At 53.1% G+C, this 26,194-nt stretch carries 19 protein-coding genes; 10 read left to right on the plus strand and 9 right to left on the minus strand.

Annotated features, from left to right (window positions below; genetic code table 11):
• The first annotated feature begins 56 nt into the window (after positions 1–56).
• The 5 genes from EHSB41UT_RS08630 (at position 57) to EHSB41UT_RS08650 (ending at position 7,388) form a co-directional block, all read left to right on the plus strand.
• Positions 57–1,274: an efflux RND transporter periplasmic adaptor subunit gene (locus EHSB41UT_RS08630; RefSeq protein ID WP_207626595.1), complete on the plus strand. Its 1,218-nt coding sequence runs from the start codon at positions 57–59 to the stop codon at positions 1,272–1,274.
• Entirely contained in the window at positions 1,274–4,426 is a 3,153-nt protein-coding gene (locus EHSB41UT_RS08635) for an efflux RND transporter permease subunit (protein WP_087108774.1), read from the plus strand. The genes EHSB41UT_RS08630 and EHSB41UT_RS08635 overlap by 1 nt, the downstream gene beginning before the upstream one ends.
• A gap of 127 nt (positions 4,427–4,553) precedes the next feature.
• Positions 4,554–5,069: an aminoacyl-tRNA deacylase gene (locus EHSB41UT_RS08640; protein ID WP_087108776.1), complete on the plus strand. Its 516-nt coding sequence runs from the start codon at positions 4,554–4,556 to the stop codon at positions 5,067–5,069.
• A 168-nt stretch (positions 5,070–5,237) separates the two neighbouring features.
• Entirely contained in the window at positions 5,238–5,591 is a 354-nt protein-coding gene (locus EHSB41UT_RS08645; RefSeq protein WP_087108778.1) for a hypothetical protein, read from the plus strand.
• A 51-nt stretch (positions 5,592–5,642) separates the two neighbouring features.
• Positions 5,643–7,388, plus strand: a complete 1,746-nt coding sequence (locus tag EHSB41UT_RS08650; RefSeq protein ID WP_087108780.1) for an amidohydrolase — start codon at positions 5,643–5,645, stop codon at positions 7,386–7,388.
• A 52-nt stretch (positions 7,389–7,440) separates the two neighbouring features.
• Here the strand turns inward: EHSB41UT_RS08650 and EHSB41UT_RS08655 are convergent, their stop codons facing one another.
• The 3 genes from EHSB41UT_RS08655 to EHSB41UT_RS08665 all read right to left on the minus strand — a co-directional run bounded on the left by EHSB41UT_RS08655 (position 7,441) and on the right by EHSB41UT_RS08665 (position 10,056).
• The gene (locus tag EHSB41UT_RS08655; RefSeq protein ID WP_087108782.1) at positions 7,441–8,433 is read right to left on the minus strand and encodes a pentapeptide repeat-containing protein; all 993 of its coding nucleotides are present in this window, start codon (positions 8,431–8,433) and stop codon (positions 7,441–7,443) included.
• Between the two features lie 76 nt (positions 8,434–8,509).
• Positions 8,510–9,268, minus strand: coding sequence for a sulfite exporter TauE/SafE family protein (locus tag EHSB41UT_RS08660; RefSeq protein ID WP_087108783.1), 759 nt, complete (start codon positions 9,266–9,268; stop codon positions 8,510–8,512).
• A gap of 11 nt (positions 9,269–9,279) precedes the next feature.
• On the minus strand, positions 9,280–10,056 hold the full coding sequence (locus EHSB41UT_RS08665) for a 3-hydroxyacyl-CoA dehydrogenase (protein WP_087108785.1): 777 nt from the start codon (positions 10,054–10,056) through the stop codon (positions 9,280–9,282).
• Positions 10,057–10,261: 205 nt separating this feature from the next.
• On the opposite strand from EHSB41UT_RS08665, the gene EHSB41UT_RS08670 reads away from it, so the two are divergent.
• Positions 10,262–11,200 carry a nucleoside hydrolase gene (locus EHSB41UT_RS08670; protein WP_087108787.1) on the plus strand — a complete coding sequence of 313 codons (939 nt, stop codon included), beginning with the start codon at positions 10,262–10,264 and terminating at the stop codon, positions 11,198–11,200.
• Between the two features lie 27 nt (positions 11,201–11,227).
• Here EHSB41UT_RS08670 and pyk read toward each other — a convergent pair whose 3' ends face one another.
• Both pyk and EHSB41UT_RS08680 read right to left on the minus strand, forming a co-directional pair.
• On the minus strand, positions 11,228–12,712 hold the full coding sequence (gene pyk / locus EHSB41UT_RS08675) for a pyruvate kinase (protein ID WP_087108789.1): 1,485 nt from the start codon (positions 12,710–12,712) through the stop codon (positions 11,228–11,230).
• A gap of 99 nt (positions 12,713–12,811) precedes the next feature.
• Complete coding sequence (locus EHSB41UT_RS08680) at positions 12,812–14,149, minus strand: Na+/H+ antiporter NhaC family protein (protein WP_087108791.1); 1,338 nt, start codon at positions 14,147–14,149, stop codon at positions 12,812–12,814.
• A 309-nt stretch (positions 14,150–14,458) separates the two neighbouring features.
• On the opposite strand from EHSB41UT_RS08680, the gene EHSB41UT_RS08685 reads away from it, so the two are divergent.
• Both EHSB41UT_RS08685 and EHSB41UT_RS08690 read left to right on the plus strand, forming a co-directional pair.
• On the plus strand, positions 14,459–16,222 hold the full coding sequence (locus EHSB41UT_RS08685; RefSeq protein ID WP_087108793.1) for an ABC transporter ATP-binding protein: 1,764 nt from the start codon (positions 14,459–14,461) through the stop codon (positions 16,220–16,222).
• Positions 16,219–18,063 (plus strand): ABC transporter ATP-binding protein, encoded by a 1,845-nt coding sequence (locus EHSB41UT_RS08690; protein ID WP_087108795.1) that lies wholly within the window; start codon positions 16,219–16,221, stop codon positions 18,061–18,063. The genes EHSB41UT_RS08685 and EHSB41UT_RS08690 overlap by 4 nt, the downstream gene beginning before the upstream one ends.
• Positions 18,064–18,106: 43 nt before the next feature.
• On the opposite strand, the gene EHSB41UT_RS08695 is transcribed toward EHSB41UT_RS08690, so the two are convergent.
• The gene (locus EHSB41UT_RS08695; protein ID WP_087108797.1) at positions 18,107–20,230 is read right to left on the minus strand and encodes a ricin-type beta-trefoil lectin domain protein; all 2,124 of its coding nucleotides are present in this window, start codon (positions 20,228–20,230) and stop codon (positions 18,107–18,109) included.
• 254 nt (positions 20,231–20,484) lie between these two features.
• Between EHSB41UT_RS08695 and EHSB41UT_RS08700 the strand changes: the two genes are divergently transcribed.
• Together EHSB41UT_RS08700 and EHSB41UT_RS08705 are read left to right on the plus strand one after the other, a co-directional pair.
• Entirely contained in the window at positions 20,485–21,084 is a 600-nt protein-coding gene (locus EHSB41UT_RS08700) for a hypothetical protein (protein ID WP_087108799.1), read from the plus strand.
• A gap of 81 nt (positions 21,085–21,165) precedes the next feature.
• The gene (locus EHSB41UT_RS08705) at positions 21,166–21,507 is read left to right on the plus strand and encodes a hypothetical protein (RefSeq protein WP_133060451.1); all 342 of its coding nucleotides are present in this window, start codon (positions 21,166–21,168) and stop codon (positions 21,505–21,507) included.
• A gap of 57 nt (positions 21,508–21,564) precedes the next feature.
• On the opposite strand, the gene EHSB41UT_RS08710 is transcribed toward EHSB41UT_RS08705, so the two are convergent.
• The 3 genes from EHSB41UT_RS08710 to EHSB41UT_RS08720 form a co-directional block, all read right to left on the minus strand.
• Positions 21,565–22,626: a MalM family protein gene (locus EHSB41UT_RS08710; RefSeq protein ID WP_087108802.1), complete on the minus strand. Its 1,062-nt coding sequence runs from the start codon at positions 22,624–22,626 to the stop codon at positions 21,565–21,567.
• A 113-nt stretch (positions 22,627–22,739) separates the two neighbouring features.
• On the minus strand, positions 22,740–24,938 hold the full coding sequence (gene malQ, locus EHSB41UT_RS08715; protein ID WP_087108804.1) for a 4-alpha-glucanotransferase: 2,199 nt from the start codon (positions 24,936–24,938) through the stop codon (positions 22,740–22,742).
• 92 nt (positions 24,939–25,030) lie between these two features.
• Positions 25,031–26,173, minus strand: a complete 1,143-nt coding sequence (locus EHSB41UT_RS08720) for an ABC transporter ATP-binding protein (RefSeq protein WP_087108806.1) — start codon at positions 26,171–26,173, stop codon at positions 25,031–25,033.
• Positions 26,174–26,194: the final 21 nt, after the last annotated feature.

The raw sequence follows: 26,194 nt of genomic DNA on the forward strand, positions 1-26,194 counted from the left end.
ATTGGATGATATCGCCCTCCTGGCCCTGAGAGACGTTCAGGAGGTTAACTCCAGATATGAGAACTGTTATGTGGAAATCCAAAAAATTCCCGCTGTCCGCACTGGCAACAGCGGTAGTACTGACTGCGCTCACCGGTTGCTCTGAAAACCAGGACGCAGGCCGTGGTGCCATGCCACCGCCATCGGTATCGGTGGTTGCTGTAGAAATGGAACCGGTAGGTGCTTACCAGGAATTTTCCGCCCGGACTGAAGCGAGCGAGACCGTGGATCTGCGTGCCCGTGTAGAAGGCTACCTGCAGAAAAGAAACTTCCTTGAAGGGGAAAGCGTGAACGAAGGTCAGCTTCTGTTCAGCATTGACCCGGCTCCGTTTGAAGCCTCCCTGAGCCAGGCCAAAGCCTCCGTGAGCAGTGCGGAAGCTGAGCTGATTCGTGCCAATGCCGATCTGAAGCGTGGTCGCGAGCTGGCCAGCAAAGGTGGTTTTATCAGCCAATCCGATCTGGACAATTTGAAGACCAAGGCCGCTCAGGCTAACGCAGCCATGGAAGTGGCCAAGGCTCAGCTGAAAACAGCCAACATCAATCTCTCCTACACCAAGATCTTCGCACCGTTCTCCGGTCAGATTGGTAAAGAGACCTACAGCATCGGCAACCTGGTTGGCCCAAGCAGCGAACCACTGGCTGAGCTGATCAAAACCAACCCGATGTACGTTAACTTCCAGATTAACGAAAAGACTCTGCTCGACTATCACCAGGCTCAGTCCAGCGGTGCACCTGAGCAGACCTTTACGACCCAGATCAGACTGCCAAACGGCACCCTTTACTCCGAGCCGGGCACCTTTGATTTCGCCGACGTAAAAGTTGAAGAAACCACCGGTACTGTTGATATGCGCACCACCTTCCCGAACCCGAAGGAGCTGCTGCTGCCAGGCATGTACGTCACCCTGATCGTGGAAAGTGAGCACAAAACAGAAATGCCGCTGATCCCTCAGTTCTCTGTTCAGGAAAACATGCAGGGTCGTTTTGTTCTGGTCGTCACTGCTGAGAACAAGGTGGAAACCCGTCTGGTTGAGCTCGGCCGTCGCATTGGTCCGATGTGGGTGGTGAAATCCGGTCTGAACGCCGGAGAGAAGATTATTGTCTCCGGTCTGCAGAAAGTGCGTCCGGGTGTGGTCGTCAATCCACAGCTGATGGATGTGGACACCAAGACCGGAACCCTGACTGCTGTGGCTAGCGCCGCATCCGCCCCTGACAGCAGCAAGAAAGGTGCTCAGTAATGAGTATTGGTCATTTCTTTATTAACCGACCCAAGTTTGCCTTTGTTATCTCGATAGTGATAACACTGGCCGGCCTGCTGTCGCTGTTCACCCTGCCGGTGAACATGTATCCGGAAATCGCACCGCCATCGGTGCAGATTACCGCCGTCTATCCGGGGGCCAGTGCCCAGGTTGTCGAAGAGACCATCATCAATCCGATTGAGGAGCAGGTGAATGGTGTCGAAGACATGATCTACATGGAGGCTTCGGCCACCGATGACGGCGCGGCTTCGATCACGGTAACCTTTAAACCGGGTGTGGACGTCAACCTAGCTCAGGTTAACGTGCAGAACCGGGTGGCTATCGCCGAACCAACCTTGCCAAGCTCTGTGCGTCAGCAGGGTGTCACGGTTAAGGCTCAGTCCTCCAACATGCTGATGGGTATCAACCTGTACTCATCCGACGGCACCTTTGATGAGATGTTCCTGAGCAACTATGCCTCGAACTATCTCAAAGACTCCCTTGCCCGTATCGACGGCGTAAGTAAGGTCGAGGTTATGGGTGCCATGAACTACAGCATGCGCATCTGGCTGCAGCCAACCAAGATGAGCGCACTGGGTATTACTGTCAGCGATATCACCGGCACTCTGGAAAGCCAGAACGTGATCATCGCCGCCGGTAAACTAGGTCAGGGCCCAACGCCAAAAGATCAGCAGTTTGAATACACCATTCAGACCCAGGGTCGTCTGCAGACCCCGGAAGAGTTTGGTAATACCATTCTGCGCGCCAAGACTGATGGTTCTGTTATCCGTCTGAAGGATGTTGCCGAAATCCAGCTAGGCTCCCAGACCTATTCCGGCCGCGCCGAACTGGATGGCAGCCCGACGGCGTTTATCGTTATCTATCAGTCACCAACCGCTAACGCGACCCAGGTTGCCGAGCGTGTGTACACCCAGATGGATGAAATGGCCAAGAGCTTCCCGAAAGGTCTTGAGCAGAACATCCTCTTTGATACCACCGAGTTCATTTCCCGCTCCATCGAGGAAGTGACCACCACTCTGTATCAGGCTGTGGCTCTGGTTATTCTGGTGGTGTTCCTGTTCCTGCAGAACTGGCGGATGACATTGATTCCGTCCATCGCCATTCCGGTGTCGTTGATCGGTACCTTCGCGGTAATGAACATTCTCGGGTACTCCATCAATACCATCTCCCTGTTCGGTCTGGTGATGGCGATCGGTATCGTGGTGGATGATGCCATCGTAGTTATCGAGAACGTTGAGCGACATATCTCGGAAGGCATGACACCGGTCGAAGCGACCAAGCAGACCATGTCCGAGGTAACCGGTGCGGTTATCGCAACTACGCTGGTACTGCTGGCAGTATTCGTTCCGGTCGGCTTTATGCCGGGTATTACCGGTACCCTGTACAAGCAGTTCTCGGTCACTATCTCCGTTGCGGTATGTATCTCCTCCATCAACGCTCTGACGCTCAGCCCGGCCCTCTGTGCCACCCTGCTGAAGCCGGGCAAGATGTCTCATGCCGGCTGGCTGCGTCCGTTTGAACGTCTGATTCAGGGTTCCACCAAAGGTTATACGGCCGCTGTCGGCTGGATGATTCAGCGTGCAGCCCGTATCGGTATTCTGTTCCTGGTACTGCTGGCAGCTGCCGGCTTTATGCTGAAGGAACTGCCAAGCGGCTTCGTACCAAACGAAGATCAGGGCTTCCTGTTTGTTAACATCCAGCTGCCTGATGCCGCGTCTGTTAACCGTACCGATGAAGTGATCGACCAGATTACCCCGATCGTTCAGGGCATGCCTGGCGTGAAAGGTTTCATCAGTGTTTCCGGTTTCAGTATTCTGGCCGGTGCCGGTTCTAACAACGCTCTGGGTATTGCGGTTCTGGATACCTGGGAAGACCGAACCACACCAGAAACCCAGATCGGTGCTATCGCCCAGCGTCTGCAGGGTACGCTGTGGGCACTGCCTGAAGCACAGATCATGGTATTTGAAATGCCGCCGATCCCGGGCCTGGGTAACTCCGGTGGTTTCGACTTCCGTCTGCAGGACACCATGGGCCGCAGCGTTCAGGATCTGGCTCAGGTAGCCAACGGCCTGATCTATGAAGCCAACCAGCAGCCGGAACTCGCACAGGTTTACAGCACCTACCGTGCTGACGTGCCGCAGTTCTATCTGGATGTGGACCGCGAAAAAGCCATGGCCATGGGTATCAACCTGAGTGATATCTTCATGACGCTGCAAACCCAGCTGGGCTCGCTCTACGTCAACGACTTTACCCGTCTTGGCAAGAGCTACCAGGTAATCCTGCAGGCCGAAAGTGAGTACCGTGGTGAACCGGAAGACCTGAACCACTACTACGTGCGCAACCGCTCTAATGAGATGGTGCCACTGTCCACAGTGGTGACGCTGACACCGGTTCTGGGCCCTACGTCCATCAACCACTTCAACCTGTACCGCTCTGTGTCCATCAGTGGTCAGGCAGCACCGGGCTACAGCTCCGGTGACGCGATCAAGGTTATGGAAGAACTCTCTACCCGTCTGCCGGATGGTTACACCTTCCAGTGGGCTGGTCAGAGTCTGCAGGAAATTGAAGCCGGTAACCTGGCACCACTTCTGTTTGCGCTGGCCATCCTGTTTGTGTACCTGTTCCTGGTGGCACAGTACGAGAGCTGGAACATTCCGTTCGCCGTTATCGCTTCGGTGCCGATCGCCATCTTTGGTGCGGTTCTGGGTCTGACGGTTCTGGGCATGGTGAACAACATTTATGCCCAGATCGGTATGGTGCTGCTGATCGGTATTGCCGCGAAGACGGCGATCCTGATTGTGGAATTCGCCATGGAACAGCGCAGCAGTGGTCTCAGCATTGAGCAGGCCGCCGAGACAGCAGCCCGTCTGCGTTTCCGCGCGGTAATGATGACGGCCCTGTCGTTTGTACTGGGTATCCTGCCACTGCTGATCTCCACCGGCCCTGGTGCCGCCAGCCGTGTATCCCTGGGTACCACCGTGTTCTGCGGTATGCTGGCTGCCACCATTATCGGTACGCTGCTGACGCCGGTGCTGTATCGCATCATTCAGGCCATGCGTGAAAGAACCAAGAAGGAACTCGACCATCTGGCTGATGTGATCGATCCTCCAAAGTCTTCTGATTCACACTGATCTGAACCTGTAGCAGAAAAAAATCATACCCCGGAGCCATCCGGGGTATGATTTTCTGGAATATAGCTACAACTCCTTTATATTTGCATATACTACTTTGGACGTTTGCCAGTCTTGAGAGCTGTATATGACGATTGCAAAACGCCTGACGAGCTTTCTGGATAAAAATAATATCCAGTATGACGTCATCTCCCACCCCTATTCGGAAGGCGCACTGAACACCGCACACAGCGCCTGTATACCTTCACACTCCATGGCCAAAGCTGTCATTCTGAAAGATGACGAAGGTCTGGTACTTGCCGCCCTCCCGGCCAGCAATAAACTGATGCTGAACTGGCTGAACCAGAGCCTGGACAGGCATCTTCGGCTGGTTGAGGAAAACTCTCTCGGCAATCTGTTCTCCGATTGCGAACCCGGAGCCATTCCCGCCATGGGACAACCCTGGGGCATGATGACCGCCTGCGACAGTGATCTGGATACGGTGACCGATATCTATATCGAAGCCGGTAATCATCGTGAGCTGATCCGTATGCACAGAACCGAGTTCCAGAAGCTGATGAGCAATCAGGCCCACGGTACTATCAGCTGTTCGACGGATGAGCAGGATGCCTACAAGGGCTCCATGATTCCTGACTTTGTGTAACCACTCGATAATATTCCCTGCGAAACAGGGCACAGGCATCACAAAAACTCTTACGGAGGTAGAAAATATTTGAGATAAACCACCTTAAGATGCATTGTTATCAGGCAGCGATCTGCCACCCTCATGACTGAATGAGACGTTTGTCATCAGCAAGGGATAAAAATAACTATGCAGCAGTTTCATCGACTCATCACTCCCGCCATCCTGATGGTCATAATCATTGGCTCATCACAGGACGGTGACTACATTATTGCCCTCGCCGCTTCCATCATTCTGGGACTGGTTTGCTATAGGCTGATGGACTCCCCGGACACCATACTTCCCTTCCCCGAGATCATTGAGAAAGGTCCTCAGTTCGCATCCTTCAATGAAGAGATCTATCCGGAATGGATCAAGACCGAAGACGGCCACTGTTACACCTATGATGGCTTAGGTGATCTGGAAACTGTTCGGGAACACCCGGATTGTGTCCTGGATGACGGCATCATTTACCACGGAGTTCGCTACCGGCTGGAAAAGTAAATCTACAGCCTGTTAAGCTCTCGTTTTTCGCGCAGTCAAAGAAAAATAATTATGCGACGTATACTCTCCCGCGCTCTTTTATTGAGCAGCCTGTTACTGGCTATTGGTCTTCTTTACTGGGTCATCCAGTGGTTCATAAATCTCCCTTACTCCGGCGTACAGATTATTACCGCCAAAAGCATCATCACCATGGATGAAGCACAGCCACGGGTTGAGGCCGTGGCTACACAGAATGGCATGATCATTGGCCGGGGAACGCTGGATGAGCTTCTTCAGCAATGGCCGGAATCTAAACAGTCTCATTTCCCGAATCAGATACTTACACCCGGGTTTATAGAAAACCACCTTCACCCGGCCATGGCGGCACTGTTGCTGCCCTTTGAATGGATCACGCCCTTTGCCTGGGATCTTCCCAACAAGTCCGTACCGTCAACCCAGGGCGAAGAGAACTATCGCCAGCGCCTTAGGGCTATTGCCGACAGCTATCACAACAAAGACGACAGCGAATGGTTAATCACCTGGGGCTTCCATAGTGATTTTCATGGCGAGATGTCCCGTGAGCTGCTCGACCAGCTGGTGCCGGACAGACCGGCACTGGTCTGGCATCGTTCATTCCATGAAATCTGGCTGAACTCCAAGGCACTCGCACTTGGAGATATTTCTGCAGAAGAGCTGGAGAGTGTTCATGGCGTCGATATCGACAATGGCCACTTCTATGAAACCGGGCTGGAGCTGGCTCTGGTTAAATTTAAAAACTACGTAATCAAACCTGGTCGGTTTATGGACGGCATGGAACAGGTAGTTGATGTCGTTCATAGCGGTGGCATTACGACCATTGCCGATATGGCGGCCGGCATGTTTGATATGACCGCCGAATGGTGGGCCATGAAGTGGGAGCTGGATGACCGGCAGACGCCTTTCCGTACCCGTCTGGTTCCGATGGTAAAACGTATTGGAGATGTACCCGGATCACCGGAAGCCATTGCCGAGGCAGGCGCACTGTTGGAGAAAGGCAACGACCAGCTTAAGTATGTAAAACAGGTTAAGTTGCTGGCAGACGGAGCCTTCTACTCCCTGCTGATGCAGATGCGTAATCCCGGTTATCTGGATGGCCACAGCGGCGAATGGTTAACGCCACCGGCCGAATTGGAAGAGTTGGCAAGTACTTACTGGAAAGCAGGCTATCAACTCCATATTCATACCAACGGCGATCTGGGCACAGACGTTGTTCTAAGCATGATCAATCGCCTGCAGACGCAATGGCCACGGGAAGACCACAGAACCACACTGCATCATCTGGGTTATATCGGTCCCGATCAGGCTGAAAAGATTGCCGCTCTGGATGTCTTGGTCTCTGCCAATCCTTATTACCTGCACACGCTGGGGGAAAGTTATTCCCAAAGAGGGTTAGGGCCACAGCGGGCACGGAATATCTTCCGTGGCCGGGATCTGCTTGATGCTGGTGTCTCACTCTCTCTGCATTCGGACTTCTGCATGGCACCGGCCCAGCCGCTTAAGCTGGCCTGGGTCGCTGTGAACCGTGAAGGTGCCGGTGGCAGTGTTATGGCAAAAGAGCAGCAGATCAGTGTGCATGAGGCGATGAAAGCCATCACCATTGATGCCGCTTATGCGATTCGTATGGAAGACCAGGTGGGCAGCATTGAAGTGGGTAAATTTGCAGACTTTGCGATTCTTGATGAAGACCCTTATCAGGCACCCAAAAATCGGCTCAAAGATATTCCGGTCTGGGGAACTATCTACAAGGGTGAGGTTTTCCCTATAGAGACTTCCCAATAACCGCTGCTGCATAAAACCTCAGAGCCGCTGACTTATCATCAGCGGCTTTTTGCTATCGGGTCATCTTTTTCACAAACACCACCACAAACAAGGCGAGGGTGAAATTACCAATAAAGGCTTCCATCGCGGCCATCGTTCGCGATGGCCCCAACGGTATCAGGTCGCCATACCCCAACGTGGTAAATGTCACCACACTGAAATAGAGCGCATCGAGGAAGTTACTAACGTTGGTATACCAGGGAACCTGGAACTCAAACCGAATAATTTCTCCCCCCGAACCAAGCCCGACCATGAAGTAAAACATGGCGCACATTAGCACCAGTCCCGAAGAGAATATAAAGACTCGAAATGGCCGCTCACCATAACCACAGAGCACATCCACCAGCTTGGACATCCAGCGCTGCCAGGAGCCCAAAGGATATTGCTTGCGGCGCAGCGTCATCTCTTTATGAAAGAAGTACCCAGCCTCATCAAATAAACCATGGGCTTCGCAGCTACGCCGCACGCTTCGGCACACCTCTTCCGCTTCTCCATAAAGCTCCAGCTGCCGGCTGGGGTTATGGCCGATAAAGCCCTGTTTCAACTCCTGCTCCTGAAACAGGATCTTGCCCCACTGCACATGCTCCATCCGGCTATCATCCAGCTTGACGCCCAACAGATTGGCAAAGGAAAGGTCGGCAAAATTCAGATTGGCACCGGTCAGATCCGCCTTTAACAGACTGGCCTGCCTGAGGTTGGCTTTATAAAGGTGAGCCCCACGCAAATCTGCCCGATAAAGATTAACCTTACTGAGATCAACCCGGGCATCCATAATTTTCGGAACCAGTCGTAAGCCTTTGAGATTGGCCCTGGCCAGCTGAAAGCCTTCCAGTGAACGGCCATCTCGCACCAGCTCTTCCAAGCGACCGGCAATATCATCACCGGATTTATCCGCATGGGGGTTATGCCAGAAACAGAAGTTCTGTTCGTGATCACAGGTATCACGACAGCCGGAATAGCTACAGGTGGGACGCTGATCTTGAGAAAGTGCCGGTTCCGTGGCCATGTTTGATCATAAGTTCCGATGAGTACCCTGAAAATTATAGGAGGGTTTCCAGGCACTCATCGGAATCTGGGAGCGATTAACTCATCCAGGCGGCAATACACACCAGCACGACCATCACAAACAGAATCCATTCCAGGGTTCGCTGGGAGGCCTTAACGGCAAAGCGCACACTGAAGTGAGCACCGATGATGGAACCGACCGCCAGAATCAATCCGGGCACCCAGTAAATCAGGCCATGCCAGATAAAGATCACCAGCGCCACCGCAGTAAAGGCGACAGTGCACAGCACCTTAAGCGCATTGGCTCGCACCAGATCGTAACGCAGCCCACCAGCCAAAGCCGCCAGCAGCATAAAGCCGACACCGGCCTGCAAAAAGCCGCCGTACATACCGGCCAGAAACAGACCAATTGCACCTGCTGGGCTGGAAGCAAGAGAACGCACATCATCGCCAGAAGGAGAGATCGTCGAAGGCTTCACCACGATCATCACCGCCATCACCATCATGCAGCTGAGCAGAATAGGCTTAAGTACTTCCGCCGGCAGCCAGGCTGCCAGCCCGGAGCCGGCCACAGAACCCAACATGGACAGCACCAAAATGCCTTTCAGGGACTGGGTATCCAGTCGGTTCTGTTTATAAAAGCCCTGCAGTCCGGTGACAGACTGGAACATCACACCGACCCGGTTGGTGGCATTGGCAACATCGGCGGGCATACCGGTCAACATCAGAGCCGGCAGAGTCAACAAAGAGCCACCGCCTGCAATGGTGTTGATAAAGCCTGCAGCAATACCCGACAGAAACAGAGCAATCCCTGTCACCAGAGTCAGTTCGTACATCGTGAAGTTCCCTATCGTGCCGCCATACGGATAGAACCGTCGAGGCGCACAGTTTCACCGTTGAAGTAATCGTTCTCTGCCATGCACACTACCAAATGGGCAAACTCTTCCGGATTGCCCAGACGCTTCGGGTATTCCACGCTCTTGCCCAGAGACTCGATCGCTGCTTCTGGCAGGGAAGCTGCCAGTGGCGTCATAAACAGTCCCGGTGCAATGGTATTCACCCGAATACCGTAGCGAGCCAGCTCGCGGGCGATCGGCAGAGTCATACCGACAATGCCGGCTTTGGATGCGGCATAGGCAGGCTGGCCAATCTGGCCATCAAAGGCTGCCACGGAGGCAACATTAATAATGACACCACGGCCCTGGTCATCATTAACCGGCTGGTTGTGCTGCATTTTGGCAGCCGCAAGGCGCAGCACATTAAAAGTGCCATTCAAATTGATATCAACAATTTTCTTGAAGCTGTCCAGCGGCAGAGGCTGACCTTCCCGGTCAATCACCTTGGCAGGCGGCCCGATGCCGGCACAGTTAACAATAATATGGAGATCACCGAACGCTTCCATGGCCTGATCCAGCCCACTCTGAACCGAGGCTTCGTCAGTCACATTTACTTGAGCGGCAAAGACCTTGTCACTGCCCAGCTCAGCAACCATGGCCGCACCGGCTTCCGCATTCAGATCAAAAATAACGGCTTTGGCGCCCTTCGCGACCAGTGCCCGCACGGCAGCCTGACCCAACCCTGATGCGCCACCTGTGACGACGGCTACTTTATTCTGTAAGTCCATCCGGCCTCCGGAATCTTTGTTATGGTTATTGGCTGCATCATTGTAGAGACATCATCTATGCCTTGCTATGACATTTCAGATCGCACGGATTGATAAGTATTTACCTGTAGTTTGAGTATTTTATCTACTCTAAAACTCCGCCCTCACGCACAATAGGTATCGCTATTCTGAAACAGCTATTCCGAAACACCCCTCGCGGAACACTATGAAAGAAAAACTGATTATCGATACCGATCCGGGTATCGACGATGCGCTTGCGATCTACTGCGCCCTGCAGGACAACAACGCCGAAGTGCTGGCCCTGACCACCATCTTCGGTAATGCCAATATTGATATCACCACCGAAAACACCCTGCGTCTGCTGGATGTGTTTGAGCGTGATATTCCCGTTTACCGTGGTGCTGCCAAGCCGCTGGTTCTGGCACCAAAACCAGCCCCGGCTTTCGTTCACGGTGAGAACGGCTTTGGTGATATTCCTCAGCCAAAAGCGACCCGTAAAGAAGAGTCCCTGAGCGCAGCACAATACATTGTGAACATGGCCAACCAGCACCCGGGAGAAATCACCCTGGTGCCACTGGGCCCGCTCACCAATCTGGCTCTGGCACTGCAGCTGGACCCAACCCTCGCCACCAAGATCAAGAAGGTGGTGTTAATGGGCGGCAACCTGCATGTACCGGGTAATATCTCTTCCGTAGCGGAAGCCAATATTTACAGCGATCCTCACGCTGCGGATATGGTATTTACTGCTCAGTGGCCGGTGACTGTTGTTGGTCTGGATGTGACTCACCATGTCATCTCCACGCCGGAGTACTTTGATCGTCTGGAAGCGCGCAGCCCGGTGGTTGGCAAATTCCTGAACGATATCACCCGTTTCTATATGGAGTTCTACCAGCAGCATCTGGATATTGCCGGCTGTCACGTTCATGACTCATCCGCGATTGCCTGCGCTCTGTATCCAGAATGGTTTGAGATGGAACAGGGTCAGCTGCGCGTGCTGTGCGATGAAGAGTTCCGCGGAAAGGTTCTGATGCACAAGGAAATGGATCAGTTCTTCAAATATGATCCATGGAAAGGACTGCCAACTCAGAATGTGGCCGTAAAGGTTGATCACGATAAGGTTCTGAACTGGATGGAAAGCCTCTAATCCAGACGCTTAGCCAATACCCTGAAATCAGACTTTCAGAATCTTCAGGGTATTGGTTTCTCCAACCACGGCCAGGGTATCGCCTTTGGTCAGCAAGATGCTGTCGCCCTTCTGTAGAAAACCTGCCTGACACAACAGCTGCGCCGCCGCTTCATTTACCGCAGCACCGGTTTTAAAACCAGTAGGATCAAACAGAAACGCTTCCACACCACGATACAGTGCCACCTTGCGCCGGGTTTCCTCCGAGCGAGTCAGTGCATAGATCGGCAATGCCGAGTTAATACGGGACATCCACAGCGGCGTGTTGCCGGATTCGGTTAGACAGACAATCGCCTTGATCGCCCCCATATGGTTGGCTGTATACATGGTTGCCATGGCGACCGCTTCATCGGTTCGGTCAAAGCTGCAGTCCAGACGATGTGTGGATAACTGTGCTGCTGGCTGTTTCTCGGCTCCCAGGCAAATCCGCGCCATAGCCGCTACGACGTTTTCGGGATGATCACCGGTTGCCGTTTCCGCAGACAGCATCACCGCATCGGTTCCGTCCAGTACCGCATTTGCTACATCAAAGACTTCCGCCCGAGTTGGCAGACTGCTGGTGATCATGGATTCCATCATCTGAGTGGCAGTGATCACAGGACGATTAAATATCCGCGCCTGATGAATAATCTGTTTCTGCACGCCGACCAGCTCGGCATCACCAATTTCCACACCGAGATCCCCTCGGGCGACCATCACCGCATCGGAAGCCAGAATCACATCACTTAAGGTCTGACTGTTATCGGTCACTTCCGCCCGTTCAATTTTGGCGACCAGTGCTGCATGACCGCCGGCCTGCTCCATCAGCTTGCGGGCCAGACAGATGTCTTCACCGGAACGGGGAAAAGATACGGCCAGATAATCAACACCAATATCCGCCGCGCTTTGAATATCAGCCCGGTCTTTCTCGGTCAGTGCCGGGGCCGACAAACCGCCGCCCTGCCGGTTAATACCTTTGTTATTAGAAAGCCGGCCACCATTCACCACCCGGCAGAAAATACGCTGCTGATCAATACCGGTCACTTCCAGGGTGATGCGCCCATCATCCAACAGCAACACATCCCCCGGATTACAGTCTTCCGGCAGAGCCTGATAATCCAGACCGACACTATTGCTGTCGCCGGTATCGCCGGACAGCCCGGCATCCAGCACAAACTCGGCATTAGCTTTCAGATCGACTGCGCCGTCTTTAAATCGGCCAATCCGGATCTTGGGACCCTGAAGATCACCTAGTATCGCCACTGAACGGTTATGCTGGCTGGCAAGGGCACGAACCTTGTCAGCACGCTTTTTATGATCAGACGGATCACCATGGGAGAAGTTCAGTCGCACCAGATTCACCCCGGCAAGAATTAACGACTCCAATACTGTTCCGGAATCTGTTGCAGGGCCAAGGGTGGCCACAATCTTGGTACGGCGCTGGGGCTCTTGAGACGGTTCTTGAGAAGAGTTTTGAGAAGGTTGCTTATCCATAAGCTCAGGTATTTCCCATACAAAAACAGGACAGACTGTTTAAAAGGCTTTTAAACAGTATTGTCCTGTTTCCGCATGACGTCCTGATGAATCGCCGGATTAGATTGTTGTTTCTACTTTCAAAGGCTTATTAATTTTCGGAAAGCCGGTCACGATCGCCAACAGTGCAACCACCGCAAGAATCCAAACGTAGTGAACAGAGCCGGCAATGGTCAAAGGTGACAGACCGGAAATGGAACCCGCCAGCAGAATCTGTGCACCCCATGGGATGACGCCCTGTACGACACAGGAGAAGATATCCAACAGGCTGGCTGAGCGACGCGGGTCAACACCGGCTTCCTTGCTCAAATCCCGAGCCACATCACCAGAGGCCAGAATCGCAACAGTATTGTTGGCAGTAAACAGATTGCAGATTGAGACCAGACCGGCAATACCAAACTCACAGGCTCGCTGGCTCAGACGACCACCACGGGAAAGCAGCTTGCGGGCTGTCTGAGTTAACCAGGCTTTACCACCGCCTTCTGTCATCATCTTGCTCAGACCACCAATAAACATGGACAGAATCATAATCTCCACCATGCTTTCAAAGCCGGCATAGATATCATTGCCTGCCTGACCAAGGGAGTAGTTGGCCATCAGCATGCCAAGAATGGTGGAGACAACAATACCGCTCATCAGTACCACCATTACATTGATACCGGAAACCGCCAGCCCCAAAACCAACAGGTAAGGCAGCACCAGAATCGGATTATCCAGTTCGCGAGACGCCGTTTCACCACCCTGCCCCATCAGTGTCAGGACCAGCAAGGTGACAATCGCGGCAGGCAGGGCAATGCGGATATTGAACAACAGCTTGTCACGCATATTGCAGCCCTGAGTGCGGGTCGCGGCAATGGTGGTATCAGAGATCATCGACAGGTTATCGCCAAACATCGCACCACCAACGACTGCACCAATACACAGCGCCAGACTGATATCGGAACCCTGGGAGATACCCACTGCCACCGGTGCAATGGCCGCAACGGTGCCCATTGAAGTGCCCATGGCTGTCGCGATAAAACCGGAAACCAGAAACAAGCCGGGCAACAGGAAGGAGGCTGGCAGCAGCTTAAGACCCAGCGCCACAGTTGCATCGACACCACCAATCGCACCAGTAACCTTGCTGAATGCGCCAGCCAGCAGAAACACCATGCACATGGTGGCGATATTGATATCACCCACACCGCGCAGGAATGGAAGAATACGCTCTTCCAGCGTTCCTCTGGCCAACAGCACCGCCACTATCATGGCCGGCAAGGCAGCAACCGGTGCTTTTATCTGATAGAAAGCAAACTCGGTGCCCTGAGCATAGTGATAGAGACCGCCACCAAAAAACACGGCAACAAAGATACAGAGAGGTAGCATGGCGCGGCTTCTTGCCGCTGGCGTGGAGTTCATACCCGATTAAACGACCTTGTAGTTGTTCTGAATCATCAAAATTTCGTTATTTTATTGATCGTCCTACAGCTGACCTATGCGCACTTTACACACCTTTACACTATAGACAGCCATTCAGCGCTTCCTGCCCCCGGAAACCCACACTCTTTACCTGTTGATAACCATTCCCATCTCACGTCTAATACCCGCCAGCGTCACTCCACTATCGACGGGCATTGTTTTTCTTCACCAGCCCCGTCCATCAGTAGTAACCCAGAATCCGGAAGACCAGATGATCCCCAGTTCAGCGGGCAGGGAGTTCCCTCGCCTATGACTCTGCTATGGAAAATGCGTTTTATCCTGAAGGCGTACTGGAAGCAGTATCTGCTGGCGTTCGTGTGTCTGCAGACGGTCGCGATTCTTAACCAGCTGCCGCCATGGCTGATTGGCAGGGTTGTGGATGAAATCACCACCGACAGCCTGACCGGGGATGAACTGTGGATGATCATGGCCGGCATTCTGATATCCGCAGTTGCCATCTATGGCCTGCGTTATGTCTGGCGCGCCCTTCTTTACGGAGCCTCCGTTAATATTGTCCGTGAACAGCGGGATCTCCTGTTCCAGCACCTCACCCGCATGTCTCCGGCTTTCTATCACCGTCATACGACAGGTGACCTGATGGCCCATGCCACCAACGACCTGAATGCCGTCGAGGACTGTGCCGGCGGTGGCATTATGACCCTGATCGATTCCTTTATTGCCGGCTTTACCGTACTAGCGGCGATGATCTTTGTGGTCAGCGGGAAGCTGACTCTGTGGATTCTGATTCCATTCCCTGCCCTGATCTGGGCTACCAGCCGCTACGGCATTCTGATGCACGAACGCTTTGGCAAAGCGCAGGAAAGCTTCTCCGCTCTGAACGAAGAAGCCCGGGAAACCGTTTCCGGTATTCGTGCGGTTCGTGCACACCAATTGAATAACCGCCAACATCGCCGGTTCCATGAACAATCCCGCAACACTCTGGATGCCAACCGGCGTGTTGCTCGAGTGGATGCCCTGTTCATTCCCAGCGTACAGATATTCTTTGGTCTGGCTTTCGTGATTGCCCTGATGGGCGGCGCGTGGCTGATTCAGGGAAATGAAATGACCATTGGTATGCTGACGACTTTCACCCTGTATCTGGGTCAGCTGCTTAGCCCGATGATGCAGCTGGGCTGGCAGTTCAGTATTTTCCAGCGCGGCAGTGCATCCTGGAACCGCCTTGAAAAGCTGTTTGCCCAGAAGCCGGAAGTCACAGACCAGCCGGATGCAACAGAAGCTCCGGCAAGCCATGACTTGCGCTTTGCCATCAACAGCTTCAATTATCCGGACAGCGAACGCCCGGTACTGGAAGATATCCACTTCAATGCTCCAGCCGGTTCCTTTATTGGTATCACCGGTCGCACCGGTAGCGGTAAGAGCAGTCTGTTCCGGGTGCTGCTGCGTGAATTCAATTTACAAGATTCGTCGTCTATCACGCTGGGGAATCAGCCGATAGAGTCCATCAAACTGCACGCCCTGCGTGATCAGTTTGCCTGGGTTCCCCAGGAACCGATGCTGTTCTCCGGCTCCATTGCCAGAAATATTGCATTGTCCAACCCGGATGCGACCCAGGCCGAGATTGAAAAAGCCGCCAAACAGGCAGCGATTCACGATGAAATCATGGCCTTCCAGAATGGCTATGAAACCCTGCTGGGCGAACATGGTATCAATCTGTCCGGTGGTCAGAAGCAGCGTGTCGCCTTTGCCCGTGCACTGCTGGCCGATGCACCGATTCTCCTGTTGGACGACGCTTTCAGTGCTTTGGATATGAAGACCGAAGCCACCATCCTGAAAAACCTAGCAAGTCTGCACAGCAAGACCATTCTGCTCATTACTCAGCGTCTGCCGGAGTTGATCAAGGCGGATCATATCCTGGTGATCGAAGAAGGTCGTATTGTTGAACAGGGTACCCACGGAACACTGCTGGGGAATGAAGGCTGGTATGCCCGTATCTACCGCCAGCAGGCCCGCACCTTGCAGCTGCAGGATTTCAATCAACAGGTGAGCGCATGAGTACCGCCGACAAAAAAGGACTGTCCCGTTTTCAGGGGCTGGGGCGGCTGCTGGATTATGGCAAGCCTTATCGTAAAGGGTTTATCAGCGCATTCATCCTGCTGGCCATTGCTACCGCCTTTGAGATGGCCTCCCCCTGGGTGATGAAAATCATCCTCGATGATTACATTGGCAAGGGCAATCATGATCTGGTGATGCTGGCCTGGCTGGGTTTTGCCCTGACCATGACCTATGTAGGTTCTGCCGTTTTCCAGTATTTTCAATCGATCATCTTTAACGACAATGCTCTGGAAGTGATTCACGATATCCGTCAGCAGGTGTTTACTCATCTGCTGAAACTGCCCATGCGCTATTTCGACAGCGAGCCAACCGGACGGCTGGTGTCCCGGTTGACTAACGACTCGGAAGTGCTGCGGCAGATGTTTGTCGGGGTACTGCCTGCCATTCTGCGTGGTGTGCTCAAGCTGGTCGGTATCTTTATTGCTCTGGCCCTGCTGGATGTGAGCCTGATGTTGCTGATGATGGTGATTGTGCCAGTTCTGCTGTGGAGCATGCATCTTTACCAGAAGCTCAGCCATCCGGTTGTGCATGGCGTACGCGCCCGTCTGGCGGATATCAATACCGCACTGAACGAATCCTTGCTCGGCATGCGTATTATTCAGGCCACCAATCACGAACAGCGCCTGTGCAACACCTTTGCTGAGAAGAACAAAGAATGGAGCGACCTGCGCCGCAAGGAGATTAACGTCAACAGTCTGCTGTTGATGCCTTTCGGCCATCTGGTGCAGACCGCTGCTCTGGCAGGCATTGTCGCCTGGTTTGGCTGGAAGTCCGGTTATACGACAGTTGAAGCCGGCACCATCTACGCCTTTATTAATTATCTGGCCCGTTTCTTTGAACCCTTCCGCCAGATTGCCATGCAACTGGGTAGCCTGCAGCAGTCTCTGGTAGCTTCCGAGCGAGTCTTTGCCGTGCTGGATGAAAAGCCTGAGGTGCGAGATTCCACCAAAGAGCAAGCTGACAACTCCTGCCCGGGACGACTGGAGTTCCGCAATGTAACGCTCAGCTATGATGGCCAGCACAAGGCTCTGGATGATGTCAGCTTCAGCGTGAATCCCGGACAGTTCACCGCCATTGTTGGTCATAGCGGCAGCGGCAAGAGCTCCATTATCAATCTGCTGATGCGTTTTTATCCCCATCAGCAGGGTGAGATTCTGGTGGATAATGCCGCTCTGCAGGAGATGGGTGAGACCGAGCTGCGCCAGAGTATGGGGCTGGTCTTCCAGGAGCCGTTTATCTTTACCGGCACCCTGCATGAGAATATCAGTCTGGAAAATCCGTCCATCAGCCAGGATCATTCCCGTGAAGCGGCTGAAAAGGTGCATGCCTCCCGGTTTATCAATAGACTGCCGGAACAGTATGACCATATCCCAGGCTCAACCGGTCAGTCGTTGTCTACTGGTGAACGACAACTGCTCTCTTTTGCCCGAACCGTGGCCCAGAACCCTCGCATCCTGCTACTGGATGAAGCCACTGCCAATATTGATGGTGAAACCGAGCAATATATCAAGGATGCACTGATCACTCTGCGGGAAGGTCGTACGACGATAGCCATCGCGCACCGCCTCTCGACAATTCAGGATGCCGATCAGATTCTGGTGATGGATAAGGGCAAGATTACCCAGCGCGGAACCCATGAAGAACTGCTGATGCAGGGCGGCCACTATCGGGATCTGTATCTGTCCCAGCAGGCCGAAGAACAGCTGCAGGCTGATATTGGCGGTCATGCTCACGACAGCACTGAGACAAAAGCTGAGCCAAAAACTGAGGCCGTCGCCTGAGTGTGAGAGCGCCCCTTTGAATAATCAAAGGGGCGCTTTTATCTTACTGATCGTAATCCCAGTGCCAGCGTTTATCCGCCTTGCGGTTATAAACCTCCAGCTGGGCATCACGCCCTTTCCCCAACCCTTCCATACTGATCGACAGGGTCATATTGGTCGCCTTTGCCAAGCGCAGCGAGTTGTAGGTGCCATTCACCCACTTCTGGTTCTCACCACCATGGCAGGTCCACAGCAAAATATCCGTTCCTTCTGAAGTGCCACCACCGGCAGCATCCAGACACAAACCGGTATTCAGCATGGGGCGAATAGTTCCGTCAGCATAGTGCTTCCAGAGCTGGCTCTTCTTATCCCGGTTGCCGTGGCAGTTGTACTGCTCAACATCGCGGCCACGCTCAACCTTGCTGTCACCACCTTCCACATCCAGACAGAAGTTCTCATCGTTCTTCAGCCGGAAGAATCCATCCTTAACCACAACCGGAGCGACTGTCTCAGGCATGACAGCATCGGCCATCCAGGCACCCTCCTGATGAATATCGTTGTAGTTCAGCCAGACCCGTGAACCAGAACTCACACCATGAAGGGCATCCATCTCAGCCTGCGTTGCCGGCATCACAAAGGAACCACCGGCAGCGGCACAGGCTGAACCGGCCTGCGTCCAGCCAACAGGAGACGACAGCGTCCAGATACCCGGCGCCAGTTCACAGGCCGCAGCATAGCTGCGCTCACACTCGGTATCATTCAGACGACCATTCTCAAGCAGAACGGCGCAGTGCTCGCCACCACTATTGTTTGGCTCGCCCGTGTTCCAGCGAGCTTTGGCAAACGGTTGCTGCCAGTAAACTGTGGCATTGTCCGCAGGCAGCCAGTTACCTTCCTGATGGGCATCGGTATAGGCAATCCAGACACTCTCAGAGCCGGCATCCACCTTCTGTTCCTGCAATTTGCGCATCTGCCAGCCATCATTGGGCAGTGAGAAGGCATGATTTACACCAAACTCTTCCCGACAGGCCGCGAAGCCGTCCTGCCAGATTCCCTCTCTGGAAGTGATATGCCAGCTGCCATCGGTTTCATTCCGACAGGCATAGGGAGCGGAGCTACCGCAGGAGGCATCATTGATCCGGTTATTACCACCCCAAAGACTGGTCAGCTGCCCACAATGTTCACCTTCACCATAATTATTAGGTTCCCCTGAAGCCCAGCTCCAGATCACCTTTTGCAGACGGTCGTCGTTTACATCAATAGAGTCAAACTGGAAGCCCAGACCACAGTCGGTAATCTCGCCAACCTTGCGACTGCCCAGCTGGCGTTCCGGCAAGAAGGTCTGGCCAAAGTTGGTCCGGTCTTCGGAGATCCAGGCCTTGGACTTCTGCAGACTCTCCGGGCCGGTGTTGCCAAACAGGCAGGTCGGGTAAGGGGTGTAGTCATCATTCCAGACTTTACCGGTCAGTCCACCCGGACTACCGGCCGGTTTACTTTGGGAGAAATTAAAACTGCTCCACTCCCGACGAACACTGTCGTCAGACCCACAATCAATACCTCCACCAAGAGACAACACCAGTCGCTTGCCACTGGCGAGAATATCATTGCGGGTCAAATTCAGGGGTAAAGACTGCCCGCAGCTGGCAGGCTTATAGATGATACCTTCAAAGTTCTTGATCACTGCCAGAGCATCACCATAGCGGCCATCCATTTCATCCTGATATCCGACAACCACAACTTCATCGTGATTTTCGGGCTTCAGAAGCCAGGTGACGATTTCATTCATACCATCCTTAAACAACCGGTCATTGTTACTGCACAGAAGGTGGGAATCGTCTGCGCTCCAGTGGCACAGACGCAGAACGCCATTCACATTGTGAACATCAAGGTTCAATTGGCGCACGCCCATATCAAGCTGGCCTACCAGCGTGTAATCCTGCTGAGGATCGGCATACTCAACGCCATCAACCCGGTACTCCTGAGTATTAAACGAGTTATGGGTGCGCAGCTTTTCCCATTTATAGAACGGAAGAAAGCCGGTAATCGCCTCCTGATAGCGGAGGGTTTCATAGGTATGGGTATTTTTGAAAGCTGCTATTTCATCAGCCTGTGCTGACACACTTAGCCAGCAGCTCACCAGAAGCGTGCTCACCAAAGCCAGCAGCCGTGAGGGAAAGTTATTTAGCATGGGGCTAGTCCAGGGTTCTTGGTTTTTTTATTGTTGTTCTACCACCGTCATTTATTGACAGAAACCAGGGACTGCTCACCACCTTGTTGCAGATTCTGTGCAAATATCAAACAACCCATTCATGCTATCACTGCGGCAATTTTGCACTATGGTTTTACTTACATATCACCCATGTCACTCTTGCCAAGGCTCTTGTATGAACAGACTATCCGGGTAGTATTTTGTGAAAGAGATAAAACGTCCCTACAAAAACAATGAAAAACATCCTGCGTAAACTCCGCCTGTTTACTCTGTTTTTAACATCTGCGGCAGCCGTTTCAGCGTTGAGCAGTTATCTGGTGGTTAAGCATCTACTCGATGCCAACCAGCCTGAACCTTATCCCGTAGCATCACTTGATTTACGACTGGAAGAGTCTGTTGCTGAAGAAAATCGCAAGGCTTTTTCCGATACCGTTCTAGGTTCCGGCATTGTGCTGATCAATATCGTGACACCTTATGATGATGGGATCTGCGGTCCCACGGAAACCGGGGAACTGGCCCACGACGGAGAACCAATTTTTGAAATAAGCTGCTTTGGCGATATCAACCTGATTGAGTGTGATGATATCGAGGGTTATGACAACGGTGGCCTGCGCCCACCAGAGTGCACTCCCAACCTGAGCATTCATATTGCCGACTACGATGCCTACAACCGGGTGAGGGAGTGTCGGGATGGCTTTCAGATCACCGGCTTCTATCGCATCAATTACCTTGCCATGCAGATGGGACAGGCCTTTTATGAAGCGGTCCCTGTTCCGGTCGATCCTCGCCTGGCCGAGTTAAGCTTTCTGGAGACACTGGGCCTCTATTGCTGATGGGAATCTGAACGGAAATTGTTGTTCTGAAATGCAGCAACTACTTTTACCGTACTTTTGTACCAATCAAAGGTGACTCCGGTGAAGCAGTACCTCATTTCCTCCCTCACAACACTCACGCTGGCTTTTAGTACATCACTCTGGGCGACAGATCCCTGCCCGGCCAATAAAGACGCTGCGGCCAACCTGCTAGGCGAGCTGACAGAAACCCAAGCGTCCAACTGGCTGGATGAAGCCGGCGGCAATATTTATAACCTGAATCCACTGTCGGCTATCTATGCCGGCAATCACCCGATTGATAATCAGGATTATCACTATATCTGTGTGCGTGATGATGGCCCTCATCATTACACCTTGTCCTGCCGGGCTGAGATCGGCCCCAGTGATGCCACCGTCTACGACTGCACATCCAAAGACCAATAACACAAACAAAAAAGCCACTTCCCGGGAAGTGGCTTTCATCGAAGCATTGTTTGGCGGTTAGAAAAGCGCGTCGATATGGCCAGTCAGATTATCCAGCTGATCAATCAGTGCCAAGGCCTGCTGAGGGTTTTCCTGCTTCAACATAAAGACCAGATGACTCTGGAAGGTATCGGTCAGCAACCGTTCCGCAGATTGTTCTTTATTGATAGCCGGAACCTTTAAGACGTCAGTGTTCTGACCATAAAGGCGGGAAAATTCTGCCTGCAGTTTGGTACTCAGCTCCTTCACATTCTGGCGCAGAGCCATGGCTGACTTTATATCTTTATCTGCGATATAGGTCTGCACCTGTTTCAAATAAAGCTGACTGGCCTGCACAGGCGTCACGGTCAGTTCTGCGGATGCCTGCTGAGGAATAGCAGTAGGCACATATTTCGGTGTTTGTGGTTGAGCAGCCGGCTGCAACGTCACGAAGGAACTCAGCAAGGGTTCCACTTCCAGAGCAATCTCTCCCTGCTCCAGAGGCTCGGCCAGAATAACCTCTTCTGCCGGAAGTACATGGCCGCGCACCTTGGCATACTCGACCCGAGGATTAGCCACTTCTACCTTTTCGCGTTTGGCTTCTGCCGATGTCATCACCACCAGATAGTCGATCGGCTGCTGGAGGGAATCCCGGTTATCGATCACATATTCCAGAGCAATGTACTCTTCGCCAATCAGGTTAGGATCAATATATTTCAGCTGGGATGCCGGAATCTTGCGTACTACTTCAAAGTTGTTGTCCAGCAGCAAAGCTTCCGGGAAGAATGCTGAAGCATCGTCGCCCAGTCCTGTCCGGCTGACCTGACTCTTTACCCGAATTCGATAGGTGCCAAACTCCGGCAGTTTCCAGCCAGCTACCGCTGTCGCCTGACCATCCATAAGAACAGTCCCCTGCTGCGAAACCATCTGGTTCAGCTCCACAGTCTTATCAAACAGTTCAATGCTCTGAAACGGCAATTGACCGAATGAAGTGGCAGCAAAGGCCGGCTGGGAAGAAACAGACGACGGAGTCGTTACGGTAGAGACCGAGGAACATCCCACAAGGGAGAGCAGTGCAACAGCAAGAGCAATACGTTTCATGGAACTGTCAGACCGGGTGACAAATTTTGTAGTCTGATGATTCTATCGATAATAAGGCGGGAAACAGCCTGTAAACGATTACAGGCTGTTTATTTGTGCTAACCCAATCCTGATCAGGCCTTGCGACAACCGTTCAGGTTCTGGAAGAAACGCAGGTTTTCTTCAATCTCGAAGAACTGCTCCAGACTCACAGTCAGACGACGCTTCCAGTTTGGATATTCACTGCTGGTGCCAGGAATATTCACTGGAGTATCAATCATCATGCAGTCTTCCAGCTGCAGCGCAGCAATCTGGGAGCGTGACAGCACCAGATAGTAGCTGAACCGTTCCATCAGCTCACGGCTGTAAGCCGGGCTGTGCTCTGCATGTGGATCAATGCCATGGGGCAGCTCACCCATTTTCGCCAGAGTATTGATAACGGCCTTCCGGCTGATTTCACGCTTGTCGCGCTCTACCGCAGTTCGTTCTTCCGAGAAGAAGCCAAGGGAGAAGGCATAGTCGATATCCTTCTCTTCCCACCAGCCGCGCAAGGTTGGTGTGTCGTGGCAGACAATCACCGCCAGCGCCTTTTCCTTGAACTCTTCCGGCATGACATAAAGATCGTCTTCCTGCTCGAACACAGCCATCACACTGGAGTAGAAGCGAGCCGGTGGCAGGCTGTCGGTAATCTCCTGCGGCACAGTACCCAGATCTTCACCAAACACCAGACACTGCTGACGCTGACTTTCCAGTTTGATAATGCCGATCAGATCCTGCAGCGGATAGTGAACATAGCAGCCGTACTTGGCGCCCTTATTCTCAACATCGCCATTCGGACACCACCACAGCCGGAACAACCCCATCGCGTGGTCGATACGCAAGGCACCACAGTTACGCATATTGCTGCGGATCATTTCGATAAACGGCTGGTAGCGTTTTTCCTGCAGGGTCACAGGGTTAAACGGCGGCAGTCCCCAATCCTGTCCCAGCGGGCCCAGACCATCCGGCGGTGCACCAGTGCTGGCATCGAGTACATAAAGATCAGGATCAGCCCAGACATCAGCACCATTGCTATCGACACCCACAGCGAGATCCCGATAAACACCCACCAGCATTCCGGCTTCTTTAGCCTGCTGCTGAGCCACCCGCATTTGCAGGTCCATCAGCCACTGCAGATATTTAAAGAACCCCAGACGCTTCTGATGCTTTTTGGCAAAACTCTGCACGGCTTTACTGTCGGGAGAGTGATACTCTTCCGGCCAGCAGCGCCAGCCCCAGCTGTTGATATCATTTTTGCGGAAGTGCTCAAACAGGGCTTCAAACAAGGCAAACTGATCCAACTTAGTGCCCCGTTCCGCACAGAATGTCTTATACGACGTTTCCCGTGCAGTGCCTTTACCCAGATGCAGACCAGAGAAGGTTGCATAGAGTGCTTCCAGCACCTGCATCTTCAGTGGGACAACACGATCATACTCAACAAACTCGGTCGCCCGAAGCTCGGCCAGAAGCTGCTGATTTTCAGGCTTGGCAAGAATAGCCTTTGCCTCTGCAGACTCTGCGAACTCAGCAACCTGCTCAGGATCCAGGTAGGTGATGTTGTCGAACAGGCGGCTGGAAGGGCTGTAAGGCGAACAGTGCAGAGGATTGGATGGATACAGGGCATGAATCGGGTTCAGGCCAACAAAGTCCGCGCCTTGGCTGCCCAACCCCTGGGCCAGAGTGCCCAGGTCGGTCATATCACCCATACCCCAGTTCCGTTCGGAACGTACTGAGTAAAGCTGCACACCGGAACCCCAGATCTTTTTGCCCTGGCGCATGGACTCAGGCTCAAAGCACACCTCAGGCGCAACGATCAATGTAGATTCGGCACTGATACCCTTCCCAGAAACTGTCAGTGCGTGGTAACCCAGCGGCAGATATTCCGGCACACAAACTTCCACCAAAATGTATTCGTGACCTTCTACCGTGCCAGTGTCTTTCACGGCAGCCAACGTCAGGTCGGCCTGGTGCGTAACGATATCGCCATTTTCCAGAGTAATCGTTAACTCCAGAGCATCAGGACGTTTGGCACTCTCGAAGCGCAGCTCGAGAGCCAGGGTCTTTTGCTGATGCACGACAGTCACCGGCTTCAACAAGGTCTGCCACTTCAGAGCATGAGCCGCCTTAATTGCCGCAGCAACCGTAAGATCACTGCTCATATCAAAGCCCATGGCGGACAGCAGTGGCACCTTGAATTCGGTTTCAATGGTCACCGGTTCGCCGGCCCAGTCCAGGTACGAGCACGGCATTCCGCACAGCTCTCCCAGACGATCAATCAGTTGATGATCAAGCATTGGTGTATTCACAATTCGTTTTTAAAAGTATGAAATCTTCAAAAAGGCGTCCGCGCCGGAAGCCACGACCGGCGGGAGCCTGCAACACAGAATCAGTCAAAGCGTGGAGAGCGGGTCCGCGGGTAAGCCTGGCCCGCCTCATTAAACAGATGGCAGTTCTCGGCCGGCACACCCACACGGAATGCGGATTCCGGCTCACGACGGCGGGAGTCTTCTACCCGAACAATAAAGGCTTCCTGAATATCCGGATGCTTCAGATAGATAAACGACTCATTACCCAGACGTTCGATGGTTTCAATCGTGCCGGTGATGCAGTTTCCTGCGCCGCACTCTTCTTCGTGATTGAGCACATCCTGCGGACGAATCCCCAACGTGACCTTGTCACCGACCTTGGCCGAGCTGGTGTTATTAAAGACAGTCAGCTCGGTGCCACAGTCCAGCTTCACCCGGCTCTGCTCTTCACCGGTTTCCAGAAGTGAAGCGCTGAAGAAGTTCATCTTGGGCGAGCCAATAAAGCTGGCAACAAACAGGTTGCAAGGGTTGTGGTAAAGCTCCAGCGGTGCACCGACCTGCTCCAGGTTGGTTTCAGCACCTTCCGCCAGCGGGCTGAGCACTACGATACGGTCAGCCAGAGTCATGGCTTCCACCTGATCGTGGGTCACATAAATAGAAGTCGTCTGCAGACGGTTATGCAGACGAGCCAGCTCCTGACGCATCTGTACCCGCAGGGCAACGTCCAGGTTGGAGAGTGGTTCGTCGAACAGGAACAGACGTGGCTCCTGCACAATAGAGCGACCAATCGCTACCCGCTGACGCTGACCACCGGACATGGCCTTGGGCTTGCGATCCAGCAGATGGGTCAGCTGCAGGGAACGGGCTGCTTCTTCCACACGCTGGTTAATCTCATCCTTGCTCATCTTGGCCAGCTTCAGACCGAAGGCCATATTCTCCCGCACAGTCATATGGGGATAGAGAGCATACGACTGGAACACCATACCCACCCGACGCTCGTTAGGTGGCATATCATTCACCCGGGTGCCTTCCAGTTCCAGATCACCGGAGCTGATCTCTTCCAGACCACAGATCATCCGCAGCAGAGTGGATTTACCACAACCGGACGGGCCAACAAAGGCAGTGAATTCGCCATCTTTGATCAGCAGGTCAATATTCTTCAGAACAAATGTTTTGCCACCGTCGTAGCTTTTGTTCAGTTTGGTCAGCTTTACTTCAGCCATGTTTCTGTCCCTAAAACCTTG

The organism is Parendozoicomonas haliclonae, assembly GCF_900174585.1.
GTDB classification, from domain to species: Bacteria; Pseudomonadota; Gammaproteobacteria; order Pseudomonadales; family Endozoicomonadaceae; genus Sansalvadorimonas; species Sansalvadorimonas haliclonae.